General features: G+C 72.8%; 16 protein-coding genes and 1 pseudogene. 12 read left to right on the top strand and 5 right to left on the bottom strand.

Features of this window, described 5'->3' with window-relative positions; all coding sequences use genetic code 11:
* Nucleotides 1–20 precede the first annotated feature (20 nt).
* From M878_RS47475 to M878_RS97430, 4 genes are read right to left on the bottom strand one after another with little or no spacing between them, the layout of a single operon-like run.
* Nucleotides 21–683: a GAF domain-containing protein gene (locus M878_RS47475; protein WP_023546049.1), complete on the bottom strand. Its 663-nt coding sequence runs from the start codon at nt 681–683 to the stop codon at nt 21–23.
* A gap of 1 nt (nt 684) precedes the next feature.
* Nucleotides 685–1,506: a S8 family peptidase gene (locus M878_RS59680; protein WP_023546048.1), complete on the bottom strand. Its 822-nt coding sequence runs from the start codon at nt 1,504–1,506 to the stop codon at nt 685–687.
* Nucleotides 1,503–4,580, bottom strand: a complete 3,078-nt coding sequence (locus M878_RS59675) for an adenylate/guanylate cyclase domain-containing protein (RefSeq protein ID WP_023546047.1) — start codon at nt 4,578–4,580, stop codon at nt 1,503–1,505. Before M878_RS59675 ends, M878_RS59680 begins: the two co-directional genes overlap by 4 nt.
* Before the next feature lie 17 nt (nt 4,581–4,597).
* Nucleotides 4,598–4,747, bottom strand: a complete 150-nt coding sequence (locus M878_RS97430) for a hypothetical protein (RefSeq protein ID WP_023546046.1) — start codon at nt 4,745–4,747, stop codon at nt 4,598–4,600.
* Between the two features lie 248 nt (nt 4,748–4,995).
* Here M878_RS97430 and M878_RS59670 point away from each other — a divergent pair, with 248 nt between their 5' ends.
* The 3 genes from M878_RS59670 to M878_RS59660 are packed head-to-tail and all read left to right on the top strand — an operon-like array spanning nt 4,996 to nt 9,495.
* The gene (locus tag M878_RS59670) at nt 4,996–6,180 is read left to right on the top strand and encodes a radical SAM protein (protein WP_023546045.1); all 1,185 of its coding nucleotides are present in this window, start codon (nt 4,996–4,998) and stop codon (nt 6,178–6,180) included.
* Between the two features lie 17 nt (nt 6,181–6,197).
* Nucleotides 6,198–7,466: an MFS transporter gene (locus M878_RS59665; protein ID WP_023546044.1), complete on the top strand. Its 1,269-nt coding sequence runs from the start codon at nt 6,198–6,200 to the stop codon at nt 7,464–7,466.
* Nucleotides 7,459–9,495 carry a prolyl oligopeptidase family serine peptidase gene (locus tag M878_RS59660; protein WP_023546043.1) on the top strand — a complete coding sequence of 679 codons (2,037 nt, stop codon included), beginning with the start codon at nt 7,459–7,461 and terminating at the stop codon, nt 9,493–9,495. The genes M878_RS59665 and M878_RS59660 overlap by 8 nt, the downstream gene beginning before the upstream one ends.
* 581 nt (nt 9,496–10,076) lie before the next feature.
* On the opposite strand, the pseudogene M878_RS000000101385 reads toward M878_RS59660, so the two are convergent.
* Nucleotides 10,077–10,410: pseudogene (locus M878_RS000000101385) on the bottom strand (PepSY-associated TM helix domain-containing protein); the annotation flags it as partial.
* 172 nt (nt 10,411–10,582) lie between these two features.
* Between M878_RS000000101385 and M878_RS59650 the strand changes: the two are divergent.
* The 9 genes from M878_RS59650 (at nt 10,583) to M878_RS59610 (ending at nt 19,966) form a co-directional block, all read left to right on the top strand.
* Nucleotides 10,583–10,825 carry a hypothetical protein gene (locus tag M878_RS59650; RefSeq protein ID WP_023546041.1) on the top strand — a complete coding sequence of 81 codons (243 nt, stop codon included), beginning with the start codon at nt 10,583–10,585 and terminating at the stop codon, nt 10,823–10,825.
* A complete protein-coding gene (locus tag M878_RS59645) occupies nt 10,825–13,080 on the top strand; it encodes a heavy metal translocating P-type ATPase (RefSeq protein WP_023546040.1) in 2,256 nt (751 codons plus the stop codon). Before M878_RS59650 ends, M878_RS59645 begins: the two co-directional genes overlap by 1 nt.
* A complete protein-coding gene (locus M878_RS59640) occupies nt 13,077–13,598 on the top strand; it encodes a copper chaperone PCu(A)C (RefSeq protein ID WP_023546039.1) in 522 nt (173 codons plus the stop codon). The genes M878_RS59645 and M878_RS59640 overlap by 4 nt, the downstream gene beginning before the upstream one ends.
* A 153-nt stretch (nt 13,599–13,751) precedes the next feature.
* Nucleotides 13,752–14,402, top strand: a complete 651-nt coding sequence (locus M878_RS59635; protein ID WP_031224626.1) for a hypothetical protein — start codon at nt 13,752–13,754, stop codon at nt 14,400–14,402.
* Between the two features lie 171 nt (nt 14,403–14,573).
* The gene (locus tag M878_RS59630) at nt 14,574–15,182 is read left to right on the top strand and encodes a sigma-70 family RNA polymerase sigma factor (protein ID WP_023546037.1); all 609 of its coding nucleotides are present in this window, start codon (nt 14,574–14,576) and stop codon (nt 15,180–15,182) included.
* A 232-nt stretch (nt 15,183–15,414) separates the two neighbouring features.
* The gene (locus M878_RS59625; protein ID WP_031224625.1) at nt 15,415–16,494 is read left to right on the top strand and encodes an ABC transporter substrate-binding protein; all 1,080 of its coding nucleotides are present in this window, start codon (nt 15,415–15,417) and stop codon (nt 16,492–16,494) included.
* Nucleotides 16,495–16,496: 2 nt separating this feature from the next.
* A complete protein-coding gene (locus tag M878_RS59620; RefSeq protein ID WP_023546035.1) occupies nt 16,497–17,567 on the top strand; it encodes a FecCD family ABC transporter permease in 1,071 nt (356 codons plus the stop codon).
* Complete coding sequence (locus M878_RS59615; protein WP_023546034.1) at nt 17,564–18,379, top strand: ABC transporter ATP-binding protein; 816 nt, start codon at nt 17,564–17,566, stop codon at nt 18,377–18,379. Before M878_RS59620 ends, M878_RS59615 begins: the two co-directional genes overlap by 4 nt.
* 132 nt (nt 18,380–18,511) lie before the next feature.
* Nucleotides 18,512–19,966 (top strand): MFS transporter, encoded by a 1,455-nt coding sequence (locus M878_RS59610; protein ID WP_023546033.1) that lies wholly within the window; start codon nt 18,512–18,514, stop codon nt 19,964–19,966.
* Nucleotides 19,967–19,975 lie beyond the last annotated feature (9 nt).

Genomic DNA, 19,975 nt, shown 5'->3' with positions numbered 1-19,975 from the left:
CCAGCCGGCCCGGGGAGTCCTCAGCGCACCATCCCGGCCAGCACGTCGTGCAGGGAGTCGACCAGCCGCAGCCCGGTGGCCCGCTGTTCGGCCGGCAGCTCCGCGAGGACCTGGACGATCCCGGCCAGCCGCTCGAACTGCGCGCCCCTGAGGGCCAGGGCCCGCCGGGCCGCCCGGCTGCGGACCAGGCCGTGCAGGGCGAGCCCGGCCTGCCCGGCGAAGGCCGCGAGCAGGTCCAGGTCGGCGATGCTGGACCGCGACTGGGGATGCGGATCCAGCACCTGGATCACTCCGAGGACCTCGTCCCGGTGGACCACCGGAGCCGCCATGATCGAGTCGGGTACGTAGCGGGTTCGTTCGGCCAGATCCTGTGCGAACAGCGCGCTGGCCGAGAGGTCGTCCACACTCATCGGCTCGCCGGTGTCGGCCACCCAGCCGGCGATCCCCCGGTGGGCCGGGAACCTGGTGCCGACGAGGAACTCCTCGCCCTCCCCGGAAACCGCCTCGAAGACGAGCTCGTCGCTGTCCCGGTCGAACAGGAAGACCGAACTGGCGGTCGCGCCGAAGATCGAGCGCGCCACCCGGACCACGGAGTCGAGCAACTCGCGGTCGTCCGGGCCGGGATCGGCCAGGGCGGCGGAGATCGCCGCGACCATCGCCGTGGAGTGTGCCGACTGGTCCATTTCAGGCTCCTCGCACGTTGGCTGCCGTCAGGTAGAGGATGGTCTTCAGCTCGAAGGTGGTCAGCTCCGGATGCTTGCCGAGGATCAATGCGCTCAGCCCGGTGACATGCGGCGCGGCGAAGCTGTTCCCGGTGTTCCGGGTCGTCCCGCCGTTCAGTGCCGCGACCCGTACGGCCTGGCCCCGGGCGAAGAACTCCACCGGCGGGGACGGGTTGTAGAGCACCAGGCCGGAGTCGTCCTCGGCGTGGCTGCCGACCGAGATCACCGACGAGAATCGCCAGGGGAAACTCTCGATGCGCGCGTTGTGGGCCGAGGCCACGATCACCGAGCGGCTGAAGTAGGCGTCGTCGGCCAACTCCCGCAGCGCGCGGCCGAACTGCGGACGCGTGGTGGACAGGCTCAGGTTGATCAGGTCGAAGCGCTGCCCGATCGCCCAGCGCACCCCGGTGAGCAGGGCGTCCCCCGTCCCGCCGCCGTTCTCGCCGAGGATCCGGACGCTGTGCAGCTCGCATCCCGGCGCCACCTGGCGGACGATGCCCGCGCAGGCCGTGCCGTGACCGCAGGTGTCCGCCGGCGCCACCTCTTCCACCACGAGGCCCCCGTCGCGGCTGACCACACCGTGCGAGCCGGCCAGTTCACCCACGAGCGGGTGCCCGGCCTCGATCCCGCTGTCGACGACGCACACCCGTACCCCGGTGCCGTCCACCCCGCCGTACGCCCACTCGGGCGTGACCAGTCCCGCCCCCGCGGCGTCGATCGCGATGTCGGCGGGGTGGCGGTCGAGCAGGTTCCAGGTCAGGCCGGTGTCGGGGGAGCCGGTCATCGCCCGGTGACCTCCTCCGCCAGGCGTTCGGTGTACGCCACGCCGACCAGGTGCCCCTTGGCGGCGAAGCACCGGCGGGCGGCCCGGACCGCCGTCCGCGCCCGGCCCGGGCGGCCGAGGGCCGCCCAGGTGTGCGCGAGGTCGAGGCAGGCGGTGGCCCGGTCGGTCGGCGAATCGGTGCGGTGCGCCAGTTGCACCGCCCGGCGGGCCAGTCGCAGGGCCTCCGTCTGGTCCCTGTCCAGCGCTCGGATCCTGGCCAGCAACCCGGACCGGCCCGCCTCCACCCCGGGGTACCCGTCCGCGAGAGAGGGGTCCTCGACCAGGGCGGCGGCCGCCCGCCGGTCGCCCGACGCGAGGTGGACCCGGGCGAGTTCCAGGGCAGCGGTCCGGACCAGCCCGCCGGCTTGCAGCGCGCGGGCGGCGTCCAGGGCCTGCCGCAGCGCCTCGGCGGCCTCGGCCGGACGGTCCGCCAGGGCCGCCAGGACACCGTCGAGCAGCGGCCGGAACACCCGGCCTTCGCCGTAGGTGAAGGCCGCCATCGCGCGTGCGGTGTCCGCCAGGCACGCGGCCGCTTCGTCCTCCCGGCCCTGGATGGCATGCAGCACGGTGAGGGGGAAGCCCAGGGTGACCCGTACGGCCACCCGGTCGGCGCCGTAGACGGCCAGCAGGGACTCGCACCGGGCGACGGCGGACGGAGCCGGTTCCGGTCCCCGCCACAGGGAGAGGCTGATCGCCCCGAGGATGTTGGCGAGTTCACGGTCGGCCGCGGCGGCCAGCGCGTGGGCCAGGGCCCGGTCCAGCACCGCCAGGGCCCGGGAGTGCTGCCCGCGGCGCTGGCAGGAGCCCGCCAGCACCAGGCGGCTCCGGGCCAGCCCGAGTTCGTCGCCGCCCGCCTCGAAGACGGCCAGGGCACCGGTCGCCGCCAGCTCCAGCGCCGCGTCGTCGTGTTCGCAGGCGGTGAGGTGGAGCCGGGCGTGTGCGGCCGTTGCGGCCGCTCCGGCCGCCTCCGCCTCGGCGACCGCCCGGCGCAGCACCTCGCGGGCCTCATCCGGGTGCCCCAGCGTCAGCTGCACCTCGCCCAGCTGTTGCAGCAGCCCGGGCCGGCCCGGATCGCCGGGCTGGGAAAGGTCGTTGGCGCGCTGGAGCAGGGACAGCGCCCATGGCAGGTCGACCCTTCTCAGGGCGCCGGCGCCCGCCCGGGCCAGGTGGCCGAGCGCCCGCCGGCGCAGCACCAGGCTTCGCTCGTCGAGGAGGCCGACCGCACTGCGGTGCCGGTAGGCCTGCTCCAGGTGGGTGCCGATCAGCGCGTCCGGCCGCTGGGCCTGCAGCAGGAAGTCGGCGTACCGCTCGTGGAGTTCGCTCCGGCGCAGCTTGGTCAGCCCCTGGTAGGCGACTCGCTGGGTGACGCCGTTGACGAAGCAGTAGGCCGCGGTCGCGCCGAACGGGCGGCGCAGGGGCTTCACCAGCCCGCGCCGGGTGAGTGTGCGCAGCACCGCCGTACGGTCGGCCGGGGGCTCGGTCGCGGCCAGCTGGGAGAGGTCCTCGGTGTCGAACTCCAGACCCACCACCGCCGCGTGCCGGAGTGCTGTTCGGTCCGCCTCGTCCAGCCGGTCGATCCGGGCGGCGAGCAGCGCCTGCAGGTTGGGGGGCAGTTCCCGGGCGCCGCCCGTCTCCTCGACCATGGCGGCCAACTGCTCGATGTAGAGCGGGTTGCCGTCGGTCTGGGCCACGAGCTGCTCGGTGGTGCCGATGTCGTGCAGCGCGAGATCGACCAGATGGGCGGCGAACGCGGCGGAGTCCGCGGCGGACAGTCCGGTGACGGTCACCGTGGTCGAGTTGGCGCGGCCGGTGCCCCAGGCCGGGCAGGAGTCGATCAGTTCCGGCCGGGCGAGGCACAGCACCAGGATCGGCAGCCGGCGCAGATCCTCCACCAGGCGGTCGAGCAGGTCGAGGAACGGCTGGTCCGCCCGGTGGAGGTCGTCCACGACCAGGAGCACCGGCCGCTCGCCGGTCAGCACGGTCAGCACATGGGCGACCGCCGCACAGGTGTCGTCCTCCGAGGGCGCCGGGGTGCCGTCGAGCAGCAGGCCGGTCCGCAGCAGGGCGACGGCTCGTCCCTCGCAGCCGCCGGACCGCTCCGCCTGAGCGACCAGCGGGGCCATGCACTCGGCCAGTGCCTGCAGCGAGCCACCGGTGCCGGCCGCGCGGCAGCGTCCGGCGCCGACCGGGCCGAGCGCGGCGGCGGACCGCCGCAGCCACTCGTCCACCAGCCGGGACTTCCCGATGCCCGCCTCTCCCAGCAAGGTCAGGACGTGGACGTCACCCTCCTCGGCCACCCGCCGCCAGGCGAGGTCGAGTTCGCTCAGGTACCGCTCACGGCCGACGAAAGGCACGTCGAAACGGCGGGCACTGTCCGGTTCCGGCTCCGCGAGGCCGAGCAGCCTGCAGGCCTTGACCGGCCCGGCGACTCCCTTCAGCCGCAGCGGGCCGACCTCCGCGACCGTCAGTCCGGGCGCGGCGGCCCGCCAGGTCCGGTCGCTGAGCAGGATCTCTCCCGGGCCCGCCGCCGCCTGCAGCCGGGCGGCGATGTTGACCACCTCACCGGACACCAGCGCCTCGCGCCTGGCCGGGTCGGCAGTGGTGACGACCTCGCCGGTGTGCACGCCGATCCGGGCGCCGAGCCGTACCCCGTGGTCCCGGTCCAGCTCCGTGTTGAGGCCGTCGAGCGTGGCCAGCATGTCCCGGGCCGCGTCGAGCGCCCGGCGGGCGTCGTCCTCCTGCGTGGCGGTCAGACCGAAGACGGCCATCACCGCATCGCCGATGAACTTCTCCACCGTGCCGCCGTGCGCGGTGATCCGGCGCTCCATCAGCGCGAAGTAGCGGAGCAGGATCGAGCGGAGCAGTTCGGCGTCGAGCAGACCGGAGAGCAGGGTCGAGCCGACGAGGTCGCAGAACAGCACGGTGACCACCCGGCGCTCCTCCGCCGTCGGGGGCTCCGGCGTGGCCGGGGAGCCGCACTGGGAGCAGAACCGGGCCCCGGCGGGGAGTTCCGCGGAGCAGGACGGGCAGGTCATCTCAGGGCCGTCCCCGCTCAGTGCGCCGTCATGTCGCCGATGCACCATGGTGTCTCGCCCTCGTCCGGATCGGCAGCGTGCAGGACGACCTCGGGGTCGTCGGCCGCCGGTTCGGGGGAGCCCTCCTCCTGCTCGGGGGGCAGGTCCGGGGATGCCGGCTCGGTCATGTCGATCGCACCCCTTCCATCACGTCGGGTTGCCGTCCCCGAGGCTAGGGCCGGTCAGTTGGGCTTCGGTTTGCGTCCGGTATGCCTGCTCGCCCGGGCCGGATCCCGCCGCGGCCCGACCGGCCCAGGAGGCGGCAGCCGACCGCCAACCTGCCGCATACCGAAGGCAAACCAGGTCTTTCTAGCCTCGCCCCGTGCACCCACGGCCCGTCGACGGCGGCCGTGTCCGTGGAGAGAAGGGAGGGACGATGATCGGCACCCGGCTGGACGACGTCGACGCGCCACGCCTGATCCCGAGCGACCGTGGCTGGTGGTTCATCGGCAACCACACCTGGACCCTGCTCAAACCCGAACACGTCGGCGCGGATGGCGAGTTGCGCCCGGATGTGGACGAGTTCCTGCGCAGTGAGGGCGCCTACCGCGAGCGCACCGCGAAATCCTTCTCACTGACCGTGCTCACCAGCACCGCCTGCAACCTCGGCTGCGGCTACTGCTTCCAGAACACCGCCCAGGACCCGGACGGCGGCCACCGCCCGCCCCGGATCGACGTCCGCCGGCTGCACACCCGGACCATCGACCGGATCGTGGCCTTCACCGCCGAGCGGATGGCTCAGGCCGGCCTGAACCGGCTCTACCTGCTGCTGTTCGGCGGCGAACCGCTGCTCAACCCCCGGGGCTGCCGGGAACTGCTCGACCGCTGCGCGCCGCTCGGAGCCGTCCAGGCGGCGCTGACCACCAACGGGGTGCTGCTGAGCCGCCGGCGGGCCGTCGAACTCCACGACGCCGGGCTGCGCACCGTACAGATCACCTTCGACGGGAGCAGGGCGGACCACGACGCGACCCGGGTGACCCACTCGGGCGGCGCCACCTTCGACACCATCACCGCCAACGTCGCCGCGGCGACCGCGGCCACCGGTCTGAGCTGGAACTTCCGGGTCAATGTCTCGCATCACAACGTCGACCGGATCGGCGAACTCTTCGGTCAGCTCGACGGCCTGGTGGACCCCGGTCGCTGCACCTTCACCTTCGCCTGGGTCGGCGACTCCGGGATCGGCTACCGCAACGACCTCACCCAGGCCCGCGAGGTCGAGAGCCACTTCGTCCGGTGGGCCGTCGAGGTGCTGGAGCGCGGCTACCGGTTCGTCCGGCCGAGCATGCGCACCACCTGCCAGATCTGCTCGGTCCCCGGCGGCAGGCACGGCGCCGTGGTCAACGCGGACGGCACCCTGTTCAGCAGCTGGCAGTCGGCGGGCAAGCGGGGCATGGAGGTCGGGCACATCGACCACGGCTACCTGGACCCGGCCACGGTGCCGGACCGCTGGGTGACCTGCGGTTACGACTATGAACACGCCGACGCCGAGGTGATGGCCCGGTTCCAGGACAACGTCGACGGGCGGATCCTCGACTACCTGCACGCCACCGGGCGCCTGTAGCGGCGAGGGGAGGAACAGTGCTGGCCGGGGTGCTGCGCACCAACAAGGACTACCGGAAGTCCTTCCTCGCCGACGTGGTCTCCAACTTCGGTTCGGCGCTGTCGACCCTCGCCTACCCGCTGCTGGTGCTGGGCCTCGGCGGCAACGCGGTGCAGGCGGGCTCTGTCGCCACCGTCTCCCTGGCGACCAGGCTCGGCTTCCGCCTGCCGGCCGGCACCCTCATCGACCGCTGGAACCGGCGCCGGGTGATGCTGGCGACCGACCTGGTGCGCTTCCTGGCCCTGGCCAGCATCCCGCTCGTCGCCCTCTGGGGGCCGCCGCACTACGCCCAACTCCTGGCGGTGGCCGCCGTGGAAGGGCTGGCCACCGCGATGTTCGGGCCCGCGAACACCGTGCTGATCCGCGACATCGTCGACCCGGCGGACCTGCCCGGAGCGCTCGGGCTCGGCCAGGCCGTCCTGGCCGCGGTGAACCTGGCCGGCCCGGCCACCGGCGGCGCGCTGTACGCGGCCGACCGGATGCTGCCCTTCATCGTCGACGCGCTGTCCTACGCCGTCTCGGCGCTGCTGGTCTGGCGTATCACCGTGCCGCCCACCGCGCCGGGTCCGCGCGGCGAAGACCGGGGGGTGACCGCGGGTCTGCGCTGGCTGCTGGGCCAGCGCGAGCTGTTCACCGTCCTGGCGTACGCCGCGGCGATCAACCTGGTCTCGGCCGCCCTCGACGTGACGGTCATCCTGGAACTGCGTGGCGCCGGACTGTCCGGCTCGGCGATCGGACCCGTCCTGTCCTGCGCCGGGGTGGGCGGCATCATCGGCTCGCTGCTGGCTCCCTGGCTGGTCGAACGGCTGAGCGTGCCGGCCATCCTGCTCGGGATCGGCGCCGGCTGGACGGCCGTACTGGCCGTGTTCGCCGTGGACTTCCGGCCAGCCCTGGTCGCCGTGCTGCTCACCCTCCTGATGACGCTCTCCCCGGCAGCGGGAGTGGTCGTCGGACAGGCCATGTTCGGACGGACCCCGCGGCACCTGATGGGCAGGGTGAGCGCCACCATCAGCCTGCTCCTGAACGGGCTGGCCGCCCTCGGCCCGGTCGCGGCCGGCTCGCTGTTCCAGGCTCTGGGCGGCTCCCGCGCCTGGGTGGTGCTCGCGGTGCTCACCGGGGCCGTCACCGTGGGCGGCTGGATCCCGTTGCAGGCGACCCGCCGGCTCGCCGCCGCCGGACCCGAGCCGGCGCCGGACCCGGCCGTGGTCGCCCACTCCGCCGACTCCGAGGAAGCCAAGGATGACTGACGACCGCTACCGCTGGCTTGAGGACCCGAACGCCCCGGCCGTCCTGGAGTGGACGGAGAAGCAGGAGTCGGCGTACCGGTCCGCCGCCGACGGCTGGCGGGCGCGCGAGAGCGCCGGGATGCGGCTCGCCGAACTGTCCGAGCGGCTCGGCGCCCGCTCGGCCCCGCGCCCGGTGGGAGACCGGCTGTTCCTCACCCGCTCGCGGCCCGGCGCCGAGCATCCCGAGCTGGTCGTCGTCGAGCCGTCCGGAGCGGTGCGGGTCCTGGTCGATCCGGGGGCGGCCGATCCGGCCGGCACCACCACCCTGGAGGAGTGGGAACCGTCCTGGGACGGCCGGCTACTCGCGTACCAGCTGGCGCGCGGCGGTACCGAGGACTCCAGCCTCCTGGTCCTGGACGTGGACTCGGGCCGTCCGGTCGACGGGCCGATCGACCGGGTGCGCCGCACCACGGTGGCCTGGCTGCCCGACGGCAGCGGCTTCTACTACGTCCGCCGGCTGCACCCCGCGCTCAACCCGGGCGAGGTTCAGTACCACCGCCGGGTCCGGCTCCATCTGATCGGCGCCGACCCGGACCAGGACCCGGTGGTGTTCGGCTCGGGACGGGAGAAGACCCAGCACTACGCCGTGCGGATCTCCGCCGACGGCCGCTGGCTGACCGTCAGTGCCGCCGCCGGTACGTCACCCCGCCGGGACCTCTGGATCGCCGACCTGACCGAGGGCCCGCCGCACCGGCCGCTGCTGCGCACCGTGCAGGAGGGTCTCGACGCCCGGTCTCTGCTGCAACTGCGGCCCGGCACCGCGCCGGACGACGTCTGCCGGCTCAGCACCGACCTGGGCGCGCGGCGCGGCCGGGTGGTCACCACCACGCCGGGCAACCCCGGCCCGGAGACCTGGACCGACCTGATCCCGGAGGACCCGCAGGCCGTCCTGGAGGACTTCGCGGTCCTCGACGGGCCCGAACTCGCCCGGCCGGTGACGCTGGTGGCCCGCACCCGGCACGCGGTGGGCGAACTCACCGTGCACGACCTCGCCGACGGCCGCCTGATCCGCCACGTTCCGCTCCCGCCGTGCGGCACCGTCGGAAGGATCAGGGTCGCCCCCCGGGACGCACACCAGGCCTGGTTCGTCTTCAGCACCTTCGGTACCCCGCCCACGGTCCTGCGGTACGACGCCCGGACCGGCGCTCTGGACCACTGGCCGGTTCCCGGCACCACGCCGGCCGTGCCCGAACCGGATCTCCGGACGAGCCAGTTGACCTACCACTCCCAGGATGGCACCGCCGTGCGGATGTTCGTCATCGCCCGGCGCGGGACGCCCGACCGGCCGCGGCCGACGCTGCTCACCGGCTACGGCGGCTTCGGCCAGTCGCTGGCCCCGGTGTACTCGCCGGAGGCCATCGCCTGGGTCCGGGCCGGCGGGGTGTACGCGGTGGCCAACCTGCGGGGCGGCGGCGAGGAGGGTGAGGAGTGGCACCGCGCCGGGATGCTGGACCGCAAGCAGAACACCTTCGACGACTTCCACGCCGCCGCCGGTCACCTGGTCAGCGCGGGCTGGACCACCCCGGATCAGCTCGGCATCTGGGGTGCCTCCAACGGCGGCCTGCTGGTCGGCGCCGCCCTCACCCAGTGGCCCGAGAGCTGCGCGGCGGTGGTCTGCATGGCACCCCTGCTGGACATGGCCCGCTACGAACTGTCCGGGCTGGGCCCGAGTTGGGTGGGCGAGTACGGCTCCGCCGCCGACCCCGAACAGCTCCGCCGGCTGCTGTCCTACTCGCCGTACCACCACGTCCGGGTGGGAACCGGCTACCCCGCCGTGATGTTCGCGGTGTTCGACGGCGACAGCCGGGTCGATCCGCTGCACGCACGCAAGATGTGCGCGGCCCTGCAGGACGCCACCGGCAGCGGCAGGCCCGTGCTCTTCCGCCTGGAGCGCGGCGCCGGGCACGGCGCCCGGGCAGCCTCCCGCCGGACCGCGCTGTTCGCGGACATGCTGGCCTTCTTCGCCGATCAGCTGGGGCTTGACCTCTAGCTTCGACCAACTTCGGCCTTCGTGAGCCTCCCTTCCCCCCGAGGGGGACTCCGCCCTCGTCATCCGGGAAGAGCCGTCCTCATCCGCCGGGACGGGGCGGCAACATCGGCCAGGAGGCCGACCGGATCCTGGTCCAGGTTTTGCTCGTGTGCATGATGTGCGGTGTGGACGTTACCGGCGAGATCCTGACGCCGAAATGACGCTCATTTGACGCGTATTCTGATGGGGTGTCAGGCGGTCTGCGGTGCAGGTGGTGGGCGCCTATCAGGAGGCGGGCTCGGATCAGTCGGCTTTTCCTTTGAGGCGGCACGGACGCTCGACTCACGGTTACGCCAGGCACTGCATGGATGTGCCCTCGCGGATCGAGGTTCAGGCGGGTGGGCGTCCGGTGCGGCGGCGGGCGATGGCGCCGATGAGGATGCCCATGGCGAGGGAGGCGGCGAGCGGGATGCCGAGCAACGGGACGCAGTAGGCGAGGACGGCCAGCGCGATCTGCGGGGCGAGGCCGAACAGGATGCCGGGGTGTGCGCCGATGCCGCTTGCCGCCCATGTCCATGCCCGTCATGGAGCCGTGTCCCCGTGGCTGCCGCCCACGCGCCCACCGTGCCGTGCAGGGTCAGGGCGCGCCGTCGTCCCGTGGTGCCGCGCACCGTTCGGCGGGGCGCGCCGCCGGCTGAACAACGGCACCAGTCCTCCGCCCGTGATCACCCACAGCCAGCTCGCGGCGAACTCGCTGTACAGGCGGCCGGTTCCGCTCGGGTGCAGATCGCGGTGGACCGCGTCGATCCGTCGTGATGGGCGGTTCGATGGACATGGCGGCTGCTCCTGAGCGCACCGAGGCGGCGTACGGGTGTGATGCCAGCGGTCGGATGAGCGGAGTGGTGAGTTCCGCGTTGACGGCGAGACTTGGCGCACTTGGCTGCCTCTGTCAGGTGATGCCCTGTCCGTCGGCGCGCGAAGAATGGCTGTTTGTTATGTGACGTGTGCCATGGGTGTGCTCCGGAACTCGGGCGTCCGGTGGCCCGACTCCTGAAGCGGTACGGCTCGATCAGACCGGCGCCGTACGACGTGATCGGAGACGCGGCTGATGGACGAATCCCGGCAATCCTCCTCCAACGCGGGTGCGGTGCTGCCGAAGCTGATCCCACCACCTGCCCTCTGCGGGTTCCTTCTCCTGCTGGCGCTGATGTTCGCGGTGTCGTACGCCGTCGGTGCCGCCGCCGGACCCGTCGCCCCCGGTATGCACGGCACCGGCGTACGGCCTGGCGGCGACGGCAGTGCAGGCGGAGGCGTCGACGACATGGGCGACATGCACGGGGGAGGCCACTGATGGGAGCGGAATCCGTAGGCACCCTCGTCGCGACCGACCTGACCGTCGGCGGTATGACCTGTGCGGCCTGCGTGAGGCGGGTCGAGAAGAAGCTCGGCAAGCTGGACGGGGTCACGGCGACCGTCAATCTGGCCACCGGCCGCGCCCGGGTGAGCCATCCGGCGGAGATCAGTCCGGCGGACCTCGTCGCGGCCGTCGAGAAGGCGGGTTATACGGCTGCCCTGCCTGAGCCGCCCAAGAAGCAGAAGCGCGAGGACGACGCCGAGGGCGAGGGCGCCCGGCAGGAGCGCGACCGGCTGGTGATCACCGCGCTGCTCGCGCTGCCCGTGCTGGTGCTGTCGATGGTGCCCGGCCTTCAGTTCCGGAACTGGCAGTGGCTGTGCTTCATGCTCGCGGCGCCCGTCGCGGTGTGGGGTGCCCTTCCCTTCCATCTACGGGCGGTACGCGGGCTGCGGCACTCGGCGGCGACCATGGACACCCTGGTGTCGCTGGGCGTGGTGGCCTCTTTCTCCTGGTCGGTGTACGCGCTCTTGCTCGGCGGTGCCGGTGAGCCCGGGATGCGGATGCCGTTCACCCTCGTGCCCTCGGCCTCGGACGGCGCCGCGCACATCTACCTCGAAGCGGCTGTGGGCGTACCGCTGTTCGTCCTGGCCGGCCGCTTCCTGGAAGCGCGTGCCCGGCGCGGGACGGGGGCGGCGCTGAGGTCGCTCGCCCAGCTCGCCGCCAAGGAAGTCTCCGTCCGCGAGGACGGCACCGAACGGCTGCTTCCTATCGAGCAGTTGGGTGCCGGACAGGTCTTCGTCGTACGGCCCGGAGAGAGGGTCGCCACCGACGGCGAGGTCGTGGAGGGCACCTCAGCCGTGGACCTGTCCCTGGTTACCGGTGAGAGCGAGCCGGTTGAGGTGGGTGCGGGTTCGGCCGTGGTCGGCGGGGCCGTCAACACCGGCGGCCTGTTGCTCGTACGGGCCACCGCCGTCGGCGCCGACACCCAGCTCGCCCGGATCACCCGCCTGGTCACCGAGGCGCAGGCGGGCAAGGCGCGGGCGCAGCGGCTGGCCGACTCGGTGGCCGGTGTCTTCGTACCCGTCGTGCTGGCGCTGGCCGTCACGGCGCTCGGCTTCTGGCTCGGTGCGGGAGCCGACCCGCAGGCGGCCGTCACCGCGTGCGTGGCGGTCCTCGTCGTCGCCTGTCCCTGCGCGCTCGGCCTGGCGACCCCGACCGCGCTGATGGCCGCGACCGGCCGGGGCGCCCAGTTGGGCGTTCTGGTCAGCGGACCGCAGGCTCTGGAGGGGCTGCAGCACATCGACGCGGTCGTATTGGACAAGACCGGCACCCTCACGTCCGGCCGCATGAGCGTCGCCCGGGTCACCGCTGTGCCCGGCGGGCTCGGGAAGGAAGCGGCGTTGCGGCTGGCGGGCGCGGTCGAGCGGGGCTCGGAGCATCCGCTGGGCCGGGCCATCGCCGCGTATGCCGGGCGGGCCGCGCAGGGACAGCCGACGCCGGACGTGACCGGGTTCGGCGCCACACCGGGGCAGGGGGTTCGCGGTCGGGTCGAAGGCCGCCTGGTCGAAGTCCTCGTGCCGGACGATGACTTGCCCGCGGTCCTCGCGGACGCCATGTCCAGGGCTGAGGCCGCCGCCCACACACCCGTCCTGGTCCGCGTCGACGGCGTGGCCGAGGCCCTGATCGAGGTCGGTGACGTCGTACGCCCCGGAAGCTACCGTGCCGTGGACCGCCTGCGGCGGCTCGGCGTCCGACCGGTGCTCGCCACGGGTGACCGGGAAGCGCCCGCGCGGGCCGTGGCGTCGGGCCTGGGCATCGACGAGGTGCGTGCCCGCTGCACCCCCGAGGGAAAGGCCGGCCTCGTACGGGAGTTGCAGGAGCAGGGCTACCGGGTCGCGGTCATCGGCGACGGTGTCAACGACGCCGCCGCCCTCGCCGGTGCCGACCTCGGCATCGCCATGGGCAGCGGCACCGACGTGGCCATCGGAGCCGCCGACGTGACGCTGGTGCGCGGCGACATCGAGGCCCTCGCGGACGCGGTCCGGCTGGCCCGGCGCACGCTGGGCACCATCCGCTCCAACCTGGTGTGGGCGTTCGGCTACAACGCCGTCACCGTGCCGCTCGCCATGGTCGGCCTGCTCAACCCGATGCTCGCCGCGGCCGCGATGTCGGCCAGCTCGCTGCTGGTGGTCGGCAACAGCCTGCGGCTGCGCGCCTGGCAGCCCTCGTCCGCCCGGAGGCGTACCCGATGACCGTGCAGAACCTCTGGCGGCCGTCGCGCCGCCGGCTGACCGACGCGCTGCTCGCCGCGGCCGTGCCCGTGGCCGCGTGCAGTCTCGCCCTGGGTGGCCTGACCACCTGGGTCGGGGCCGGGAAGGCGGGTAGCCCGGCGCGGATCGCCGTCACGTCCGGACGGGTCTTCCTGCCCTACGGCGGCAGCACGGAGACCGCGGCGTTCTTCGACGTCTCCAACCTCGGCGGCGCGGACGACCGGCTGGTGAAGGTGACGTCCACCGACACGCGCGGCGAGATCACCCTCAGCCGTCACGGCACCACCGGCAGCGGGGCCGCGTACAAGGCCGACGTGAAATCGGTCACCGTCCCCGCCGGTGGCGAGCTGTCCATGTCCCCGCACGGTGTGGACCTGACCCTGCGGGCGCGGGCGGGGTGGCAGGCGGGTGACCTGGTGCCGTTCACGCTGCACTTCGAGCGCAGCGCGCCGGTCAGGACGATCGCGGTGGTGATCCGCTCCGGCGACGGAGTCTCCTGATCAGCTGCCCCCGAAGAGATGTCGGGCAGGAACCCTCGTCAGTTCCGGTGTGGCGTCGTGGTCTGGATCACAGGCTGGGTATTGAGTGTGGTGCCCGGTGGATTTCCGTACCCACGCATGACGGCCGAAGCCCGGATGCGAGGATGAGGCGCCATGACTGCAGGGTGGTGTGCTCGCACGATACGGGCTGCGGTGTTCGCGGCCGTCTGTGTGCTGCTCGCCGCCCTGGGCCACGTCCTGATGTCCGGGAGCGACGTGCCCGCGTGGGCGTTGGCCGCAGGCGTGGCCGTGACCGGTGCCGTCGGCTGGTGTCTGGCGGTGCGTGAGCGCGGGCTGCCGTTGATCGTGACGGCCGTGGTCGCCGCCCAGGCCGTGCTGCACGAGGCGTTCTCCTACGCGCAGTCGGCATCCGGCGGTTCGGCCTCCGTGGACGCGAGCGGCATGGGCTCCATGGGCTCCATGGGCATGGGGCACACGGGCATGAGCCACATGGACCACGCGGGACACATGGGGCACTCCATGGACGGCGGCTCGTCGTCGTTCGGCATGCTCGCCGCTCACCTGCTCGCCGCGCTGCTGTGCGGGTTGTGGCTGGCGTACGGCGAGAAGGCCGCCTTCCGGATCCTGCGGGCGGTGGCCGGATGGCTGGCGGCGCCACTGCGACTCCTGTTCGCTTCGCCCGTCACCCCGGACCGCCCGCGCGTCCACCTGCGGCGCCGTCGCTCGGACCGGGCGCCGCGTCTGCTCCTTCTCGGCCACGCGATCACTTCTCGGGGTCCGCCCGCGGGGACGGCTGTCGTCTGAGGACAGCTGGTTTCCCGAGGCTGCCCGTCTGCGCCTCGGGCCACGGCCGTACGACCGCACAGGCGCTGTAGCGCCACAGCGACGACGTAGGGCCGTCTCTCCCACTTTCACCGGACCGCGCGCTTCGGCGCGCCCTGGCCCGGATCACGGTTGACCCTAGAAGGACTCCAGGTGATTACCTCTGCCCTGCCCGCCTCGCGCGCCAAAAGCGACAAAGCGGCAGCACTCGACGAATCGATCACCGCATGGGCGCTGGCCGCCCGAAGCGGTGACGCGGACGCGGTCGAGCAGTTCGTGGGCGCCCTGCACCGCGACGTCCAGCGCTACGTCACCCACCTGTGCGGCGATCCCCAGGCTGCGGACGATCTGGCACAGGACACGTTCCTGCGGGCACTCGGCAGCCTGCACCGGTTCGAGGGGCGTTCCTCGGCCCGGGCCTGGCTGCTGTCCATCGCCCGCCGCGCGGTGATCGACAGCTACCGGTACGCCGCAGCCCGGCCACGTCAGTCCGACGTACCGGACTGGCGTGTGGCCATCGAGCTGGCCCAGCCGTGCGACCTGCCCGGTTTCGACGACGGCATCGCCCTGCTCGATCTGCTGGCCTCACTGCCCGATGACCGGCGGGAGGCGTTCGTCCTCACGCAGCTGCTCGGCCTGCCCTATGCGGAGGCCGCCGAGGTCAGCGACTGCCCGGTCGGCGCGGTCCGCTCCCGCGTGGCCCGCGCCCGGGCGACCCTGATGGACCTGCTCGACGGTGGGGGCACCTCCCACGCCGATTAGGCAGTGAGGGAGGAGCGGCCCGCCGCGCTGGCGGCCTGATGCTCCACGAGGGTGCCGGTGCCGACCGGGAAGACCCCGGCACCGACACCCTCGTCAGCACCTGGGAACGGCTCTCCTGAGACGTGCCGCCGACTTTCCGGGAACTCACGGGAACTCGCGTGGCGTTCGCTCCGACTTCTGGAGCGGGTGACGGAGGTTCGCCCGCGTACCGAGTGGATCCGGGAGTTGTTCGATGCGTTCTCGTGTGTGGGGCTCTGCGGCGGCCGTTGTGCTCGGCGGCTTGCTGGCGGCGGGCTGCGGCGCCGGGGAGAGGAACACGGCGAGCGAGGGCGCGGGGAAGGCCGAGGACTCCGTCTCGGGCGCCTACCCGGTCTCCGTCACCGACTGCATGGGCGCCAAGACCACTTTCTCCGCCGCCCCGAAGAAGATCGTCACCAGCAACGCCTCCAGCCTCGAACTGCTGCTGCGCCTCGGCGCCGGCGACAAGGTGATCGGCACCGGCTTTCCGCCGGGCAAGGGCACCCTGCCCGGCACGCTCGACACGCAGGCGCAGGAGGTGAAGGTACTCAGCCAGAGCGTCATCCCCAAGGAGAAGCTGCTCGGCTCCGGCGCCGACCTGTACATCGACACCTTCGCCTCCATGGGCGGCATGGGCGGCGGAGGAATGGGGGAAGCGCCGACGGCGGAGGAGTTCCAGGCCGCCGGAATCAGGCACATCTACCTCAAGTCCACCGCCTGCGCCGCACAGAGCAAGAACCCCGTCACCGACCTGTCCGCCGTCGAGGCCGACATCACCTCCCTCGGCGCGGTCACCGGCACGAGCGCGCGGGCGAAGGAACTCGTCACCGCGATGAAGGAGAAGGTGGACGCCGTCCAGAAGGCGGTCGGCGGCACGGCGGAGAACAAGCGGCCGACGTACTTCTTCTTCGACTACGACGCCGGCACCAAGCAGCCCTCCGTCACTTGCAACCGCCAGGTCGCCAACGCGGTGATCACCTTGGCCGGGGCCCGCAACGTCTTCGCGGACTGCGACGGCGACTACAAGCAGGTCGGCTGGGAGGACGTGATCGCCAAGAACCCCGACTGGATCCAGCTCGGGGTCCGCGACCGGGGCAGCGAGGCGGCGAACAAGAAGGCGTTCGACGAGGCCGAACAGTGGCTGAAGTCCAACGCGGCGACCAAGGGCCTCAAGGCAGTGAAGGAAGGCCACCTCCTGCGCGTCGGCTCCGAACGGACGACCATCGCGGGAGTCGAGAACGCCGACACGGTCGAGGAGATCGCCAAGGCTCTCTACCCGGGCAAGGTCGGCTGACCATGCCCTCCACGCTGGTGCGCCGGAAAGCGTCGGCTTCGGAAGAGCGCAGTCTGCCCGCGACACCGCTGGCGGTGGTCCTCGCGGTGGCGCTGCTGGCCGCGCTGACGGCCGCGGTGGCCTGGGGCTCGACGTCCATTCCGCCCGGCGAGGTGTGGGGCGTGGTGTGGCGCAGACTGTCCGGTGAGGCGCCGCGGCCCGGCACGAACGACTTGATCATCTGGCAACTTCGCGTTCCGCGCGCCCTGCTCGCCGCTCTCGTCGGCGCCGGGCTCGGTGTCGTCGGTACGGCCGTACAGGCGCTGGTGCGCAACCCGCTGGCGGACCCGTATCTGCTGGGGATCTCCAACGGAGCCTCCCTCGGTGCGGTCGCCGCGATCGTGCTCGGTGTCGGGGCGGGCGGGGCGCTGGGTCTTGGCCTGTCCGGCGCGGCCTTCGCCGGGGCCCTGGCCACCTTCGCGCTGGTGTGGGCGGTCGCTCGGCGCGGCGGGGGCTTCGCACCGCTCAGGCTGGTGCTGGCCGGGGTGGCGATCGGCCAGTTCCTCTCCGGCTTCACCAGCTACCTGGTGCTGCAGGCCGGTGACGAGCAGCAGACGCACAGCGTGCTGTTCTGGCTCATGGGCAGCCTCAGCGGAGCGAACTGGCAGATGCTCGCGGTCCCCGCCGTCGCCGTGCCCATCGCTCTGCTCTGGCTGCAGGCGCGCGCCCGCGCACTGAACGCCCTGCTGATGGGCGACGAGACGGCGGCCGGCCTCGGCATCGACGTCACCCGGCTGCGCCGCGAACTGTTCACCGTCACCAGCGTGCTGACCGGCGTCCTGGTCGCCGTCTCCGGCGCGATCGCCTTTGTCGCGCTGATGGTGCCGCACGTCTGCCGCCTGGTCGTCGGCGGTGACCACCGGCGCCTGTTGCCGGTCTCGGCCCTGTTCGGGGCGGTGCTGCTGGTGGTGGTCGACATCGTCTGCCGTACGGCCATGGACACGCAGGAGCTGCCGGTGGGCGTGGTCACTTCGCTGCTCGGGGCTCCGGCCCTGCTGTATCTGCTGGACCGGCGTCTGGGGAGCGGCAGTTGAGGATCGACATCGAGGACCTGCACGTCGCCTACGCCGGCCGTACGGTCGTCGCGGGCGCCCACCTGATCGCCGCCGAGGGCGAGATCACCGGACTGGTCGGGCCGAACGGCAGCGGCAAGTCCACGCTCCTGCGCACCGTCTACCGGCATCTGAAGCCCACCGCCGGGCGAGTACTTCTGGCCGGCACCGATCTGCGCGAGCTGAGCGCGGTCCAGTCAGCGCGACACGTGGCGGCCCTCCCGCAGGAGCGCGGGAGCGACTTCGAGCTGAGCGTGCGCGAGGTCGTCGCCATGGGCCGCACCCCCTACAAGCGAGCCTTCGCCGGTGAGGACGCCGCCGACCGGGACATCGTCGCCCGCGCCTTGGCCGACGTCGGCATGGACGACCAAGCGGGTCGCCGGTTCACGGCCCTGTCCGGAGGGGAACGCCAACGCGTCCTGCTCGCCAGGGCCTTCGCCCAGGACCCCGACGTCCTGGTCCTCGACGAGCCGACCAATCACCTCGACATCCGCCACCAGGTCGAACTGCTCGCCCTGCTGCGTACCCAGCGCCGTACCACGCTGGTGTCGCTGCACGACCTCAACGCGGCTGCCTCCGTCTGCGACCGCCTCCACGTCCTGCACGCCGGATCCGTCGTCGCCTCCGGCCGGCCGCGCGGGGTCCTCACGCCCGCCCTGATGGCGGCGGTGTTCGGGGTGCGCGCGGCCGTGGTCGACCACCCCCTCACCGGGGATCCCTTGATCGCCTTCGACCACCGGGCACCCGCCGACGCGGAGCCGGCTGCGGCAGTGGAGACGCACACCGGCGCGTGAACACGGTGGGGAACTTCCAGCCTTTCCGTCACGCTTTTTGGGACAGGTCCGGGAACTCACGCGCGATCCCTCCCGACTTGTGGGACGAGGCTGCCTTCCGGCAGCCCGCCCACGAAGGTGAGGGGCGGAAAGGTGACAGACCACAGACCCGGCGCGGAACAGCCCGGGCACATACCCGACGGCGCTGCCGGCGAGGACCGCTGGCTGCTGGTGGCCGTGGCGGGCATGCTGTCGTTCGTGGCGATGCTCGACATGAACATCGTCAACGTGGCTCTGGCGGACATCGCCGATGGCCTGCACGTCTCTGCAGCGACCGCCCAGTGGGCCGTGCTGGGCTACCAGCTTCCCGTCGTCGCACTGCTGTTGCCCGTCGGACGCTGGCTGGACGGCGTGGGGACGCGCTCCGCCGTACTCGCCGCGACCGCCGGCTTCGCCCTGTGCAGCGCTCTGGCGGCCGCCGCTCCCTGGGCTGCCTGGCTGATAGCCGCCCGCATTGCGCAGGGCGCGTTCGGGGCGGCGCTGTTCGTGCTGATGCCGGTCCTCGCGCTGCGTTCTGTACGGCCCGGAAAGCGAGGGCGGGCGATGAGCGTGCCCGCGACCCTGGGCCCGCTGGGGGCGGTGACCGGGCCGGCCGTGGGCGGGCTGCTCCTGGACCATCTGGGCTGGCACGCCGTCTTCCTCGTCAAGATCCCCTTCTGCGTGCTCGCCCTGGTGGTGGCCTGGCGTGCGATGCCGCCGGACGGCGCCCTGCGCCGGCCCGACCGGCGCTCGGCAGCAGACGCCCTCCTGGTGGCCGCCGGTGTGACGGCGCTGCTGCTGGCGCTGACCCTGGCCTCGGACCGTCCGGCGTGGCTGGTGCTCGCGCTCGCAGCAGCACCGCCGCTGTGGTGGTGGCTGCGCGGTCCGGGCGGGCGTCCGGTGACCAGCGTGCTGGGTGTCCCGGGGCTGTTGCGGGCACACGCGGCGGTACTGGCGCTTGCGGCCGGTTTCGCCGCCATGCACTACGTCGTCGCCCTGCACCTCCAGCGCGACGACGGCGTCAGCGCCACGACCACCGGGCTCACCGTGCTCGCCTTCCCGCTCGGCATGGGCCTGGCCGGACCGCTCGGCGGACGTCTCGCCGACCTCCCCCACTCCCGGCTCCGCTCGAGCGGGGGGACCCCCGTCGGCGCCCGGCTGACAGCGGTCACCGGCGCCGCGCTCACCGCCGCCGGCCTGCTCCTCCTCGTTCCGCTGGGCGGCGACTGGTCACCGCTGGACGTCGCCTGGCGGCTGGCGCTGGCCGGTATCGGCATGGGCCTGAACGGCGGCCCGACCCAGGTCCTGGTCATGGGTGCCGCCCCGCCGGAGCGGACCGCGACTGTCGGCTCGACCGTCCAGCTCGCCCGCAGCCTCGGCTTCACCCTGGGCCCAGCCCTGGCCACCGCCGCCTGGGGCCTTGCCGGACCTGCCGACGGCGTGCACGCCGGGCTCGCCGTGGCCGCCACCGCCGCTTGCCTCGCCGTACCTCTGCTGGCAGTGCCCGCCCGACGCCCGGCCGCCGGGCCGGAGAAGACCACCGACGCGGCGTCCGCCGCCCATCGTTGAGCAAGGAGT

This window comes from Streptomyces roseochromogenus subsp. oscitans DS 12.976 (assembly GCF_000497445.1).
Taxonomy (GTDB): domain Bacteria; phylum Actinomycetota; class Actinomycetes; order Streptomycetales; family Streptomycetaceae; genus Streptomyces; species Streptomyces oscitans.
This window is presented reverse-complemented; position numbering and strand designations above follow the sequence as displayed.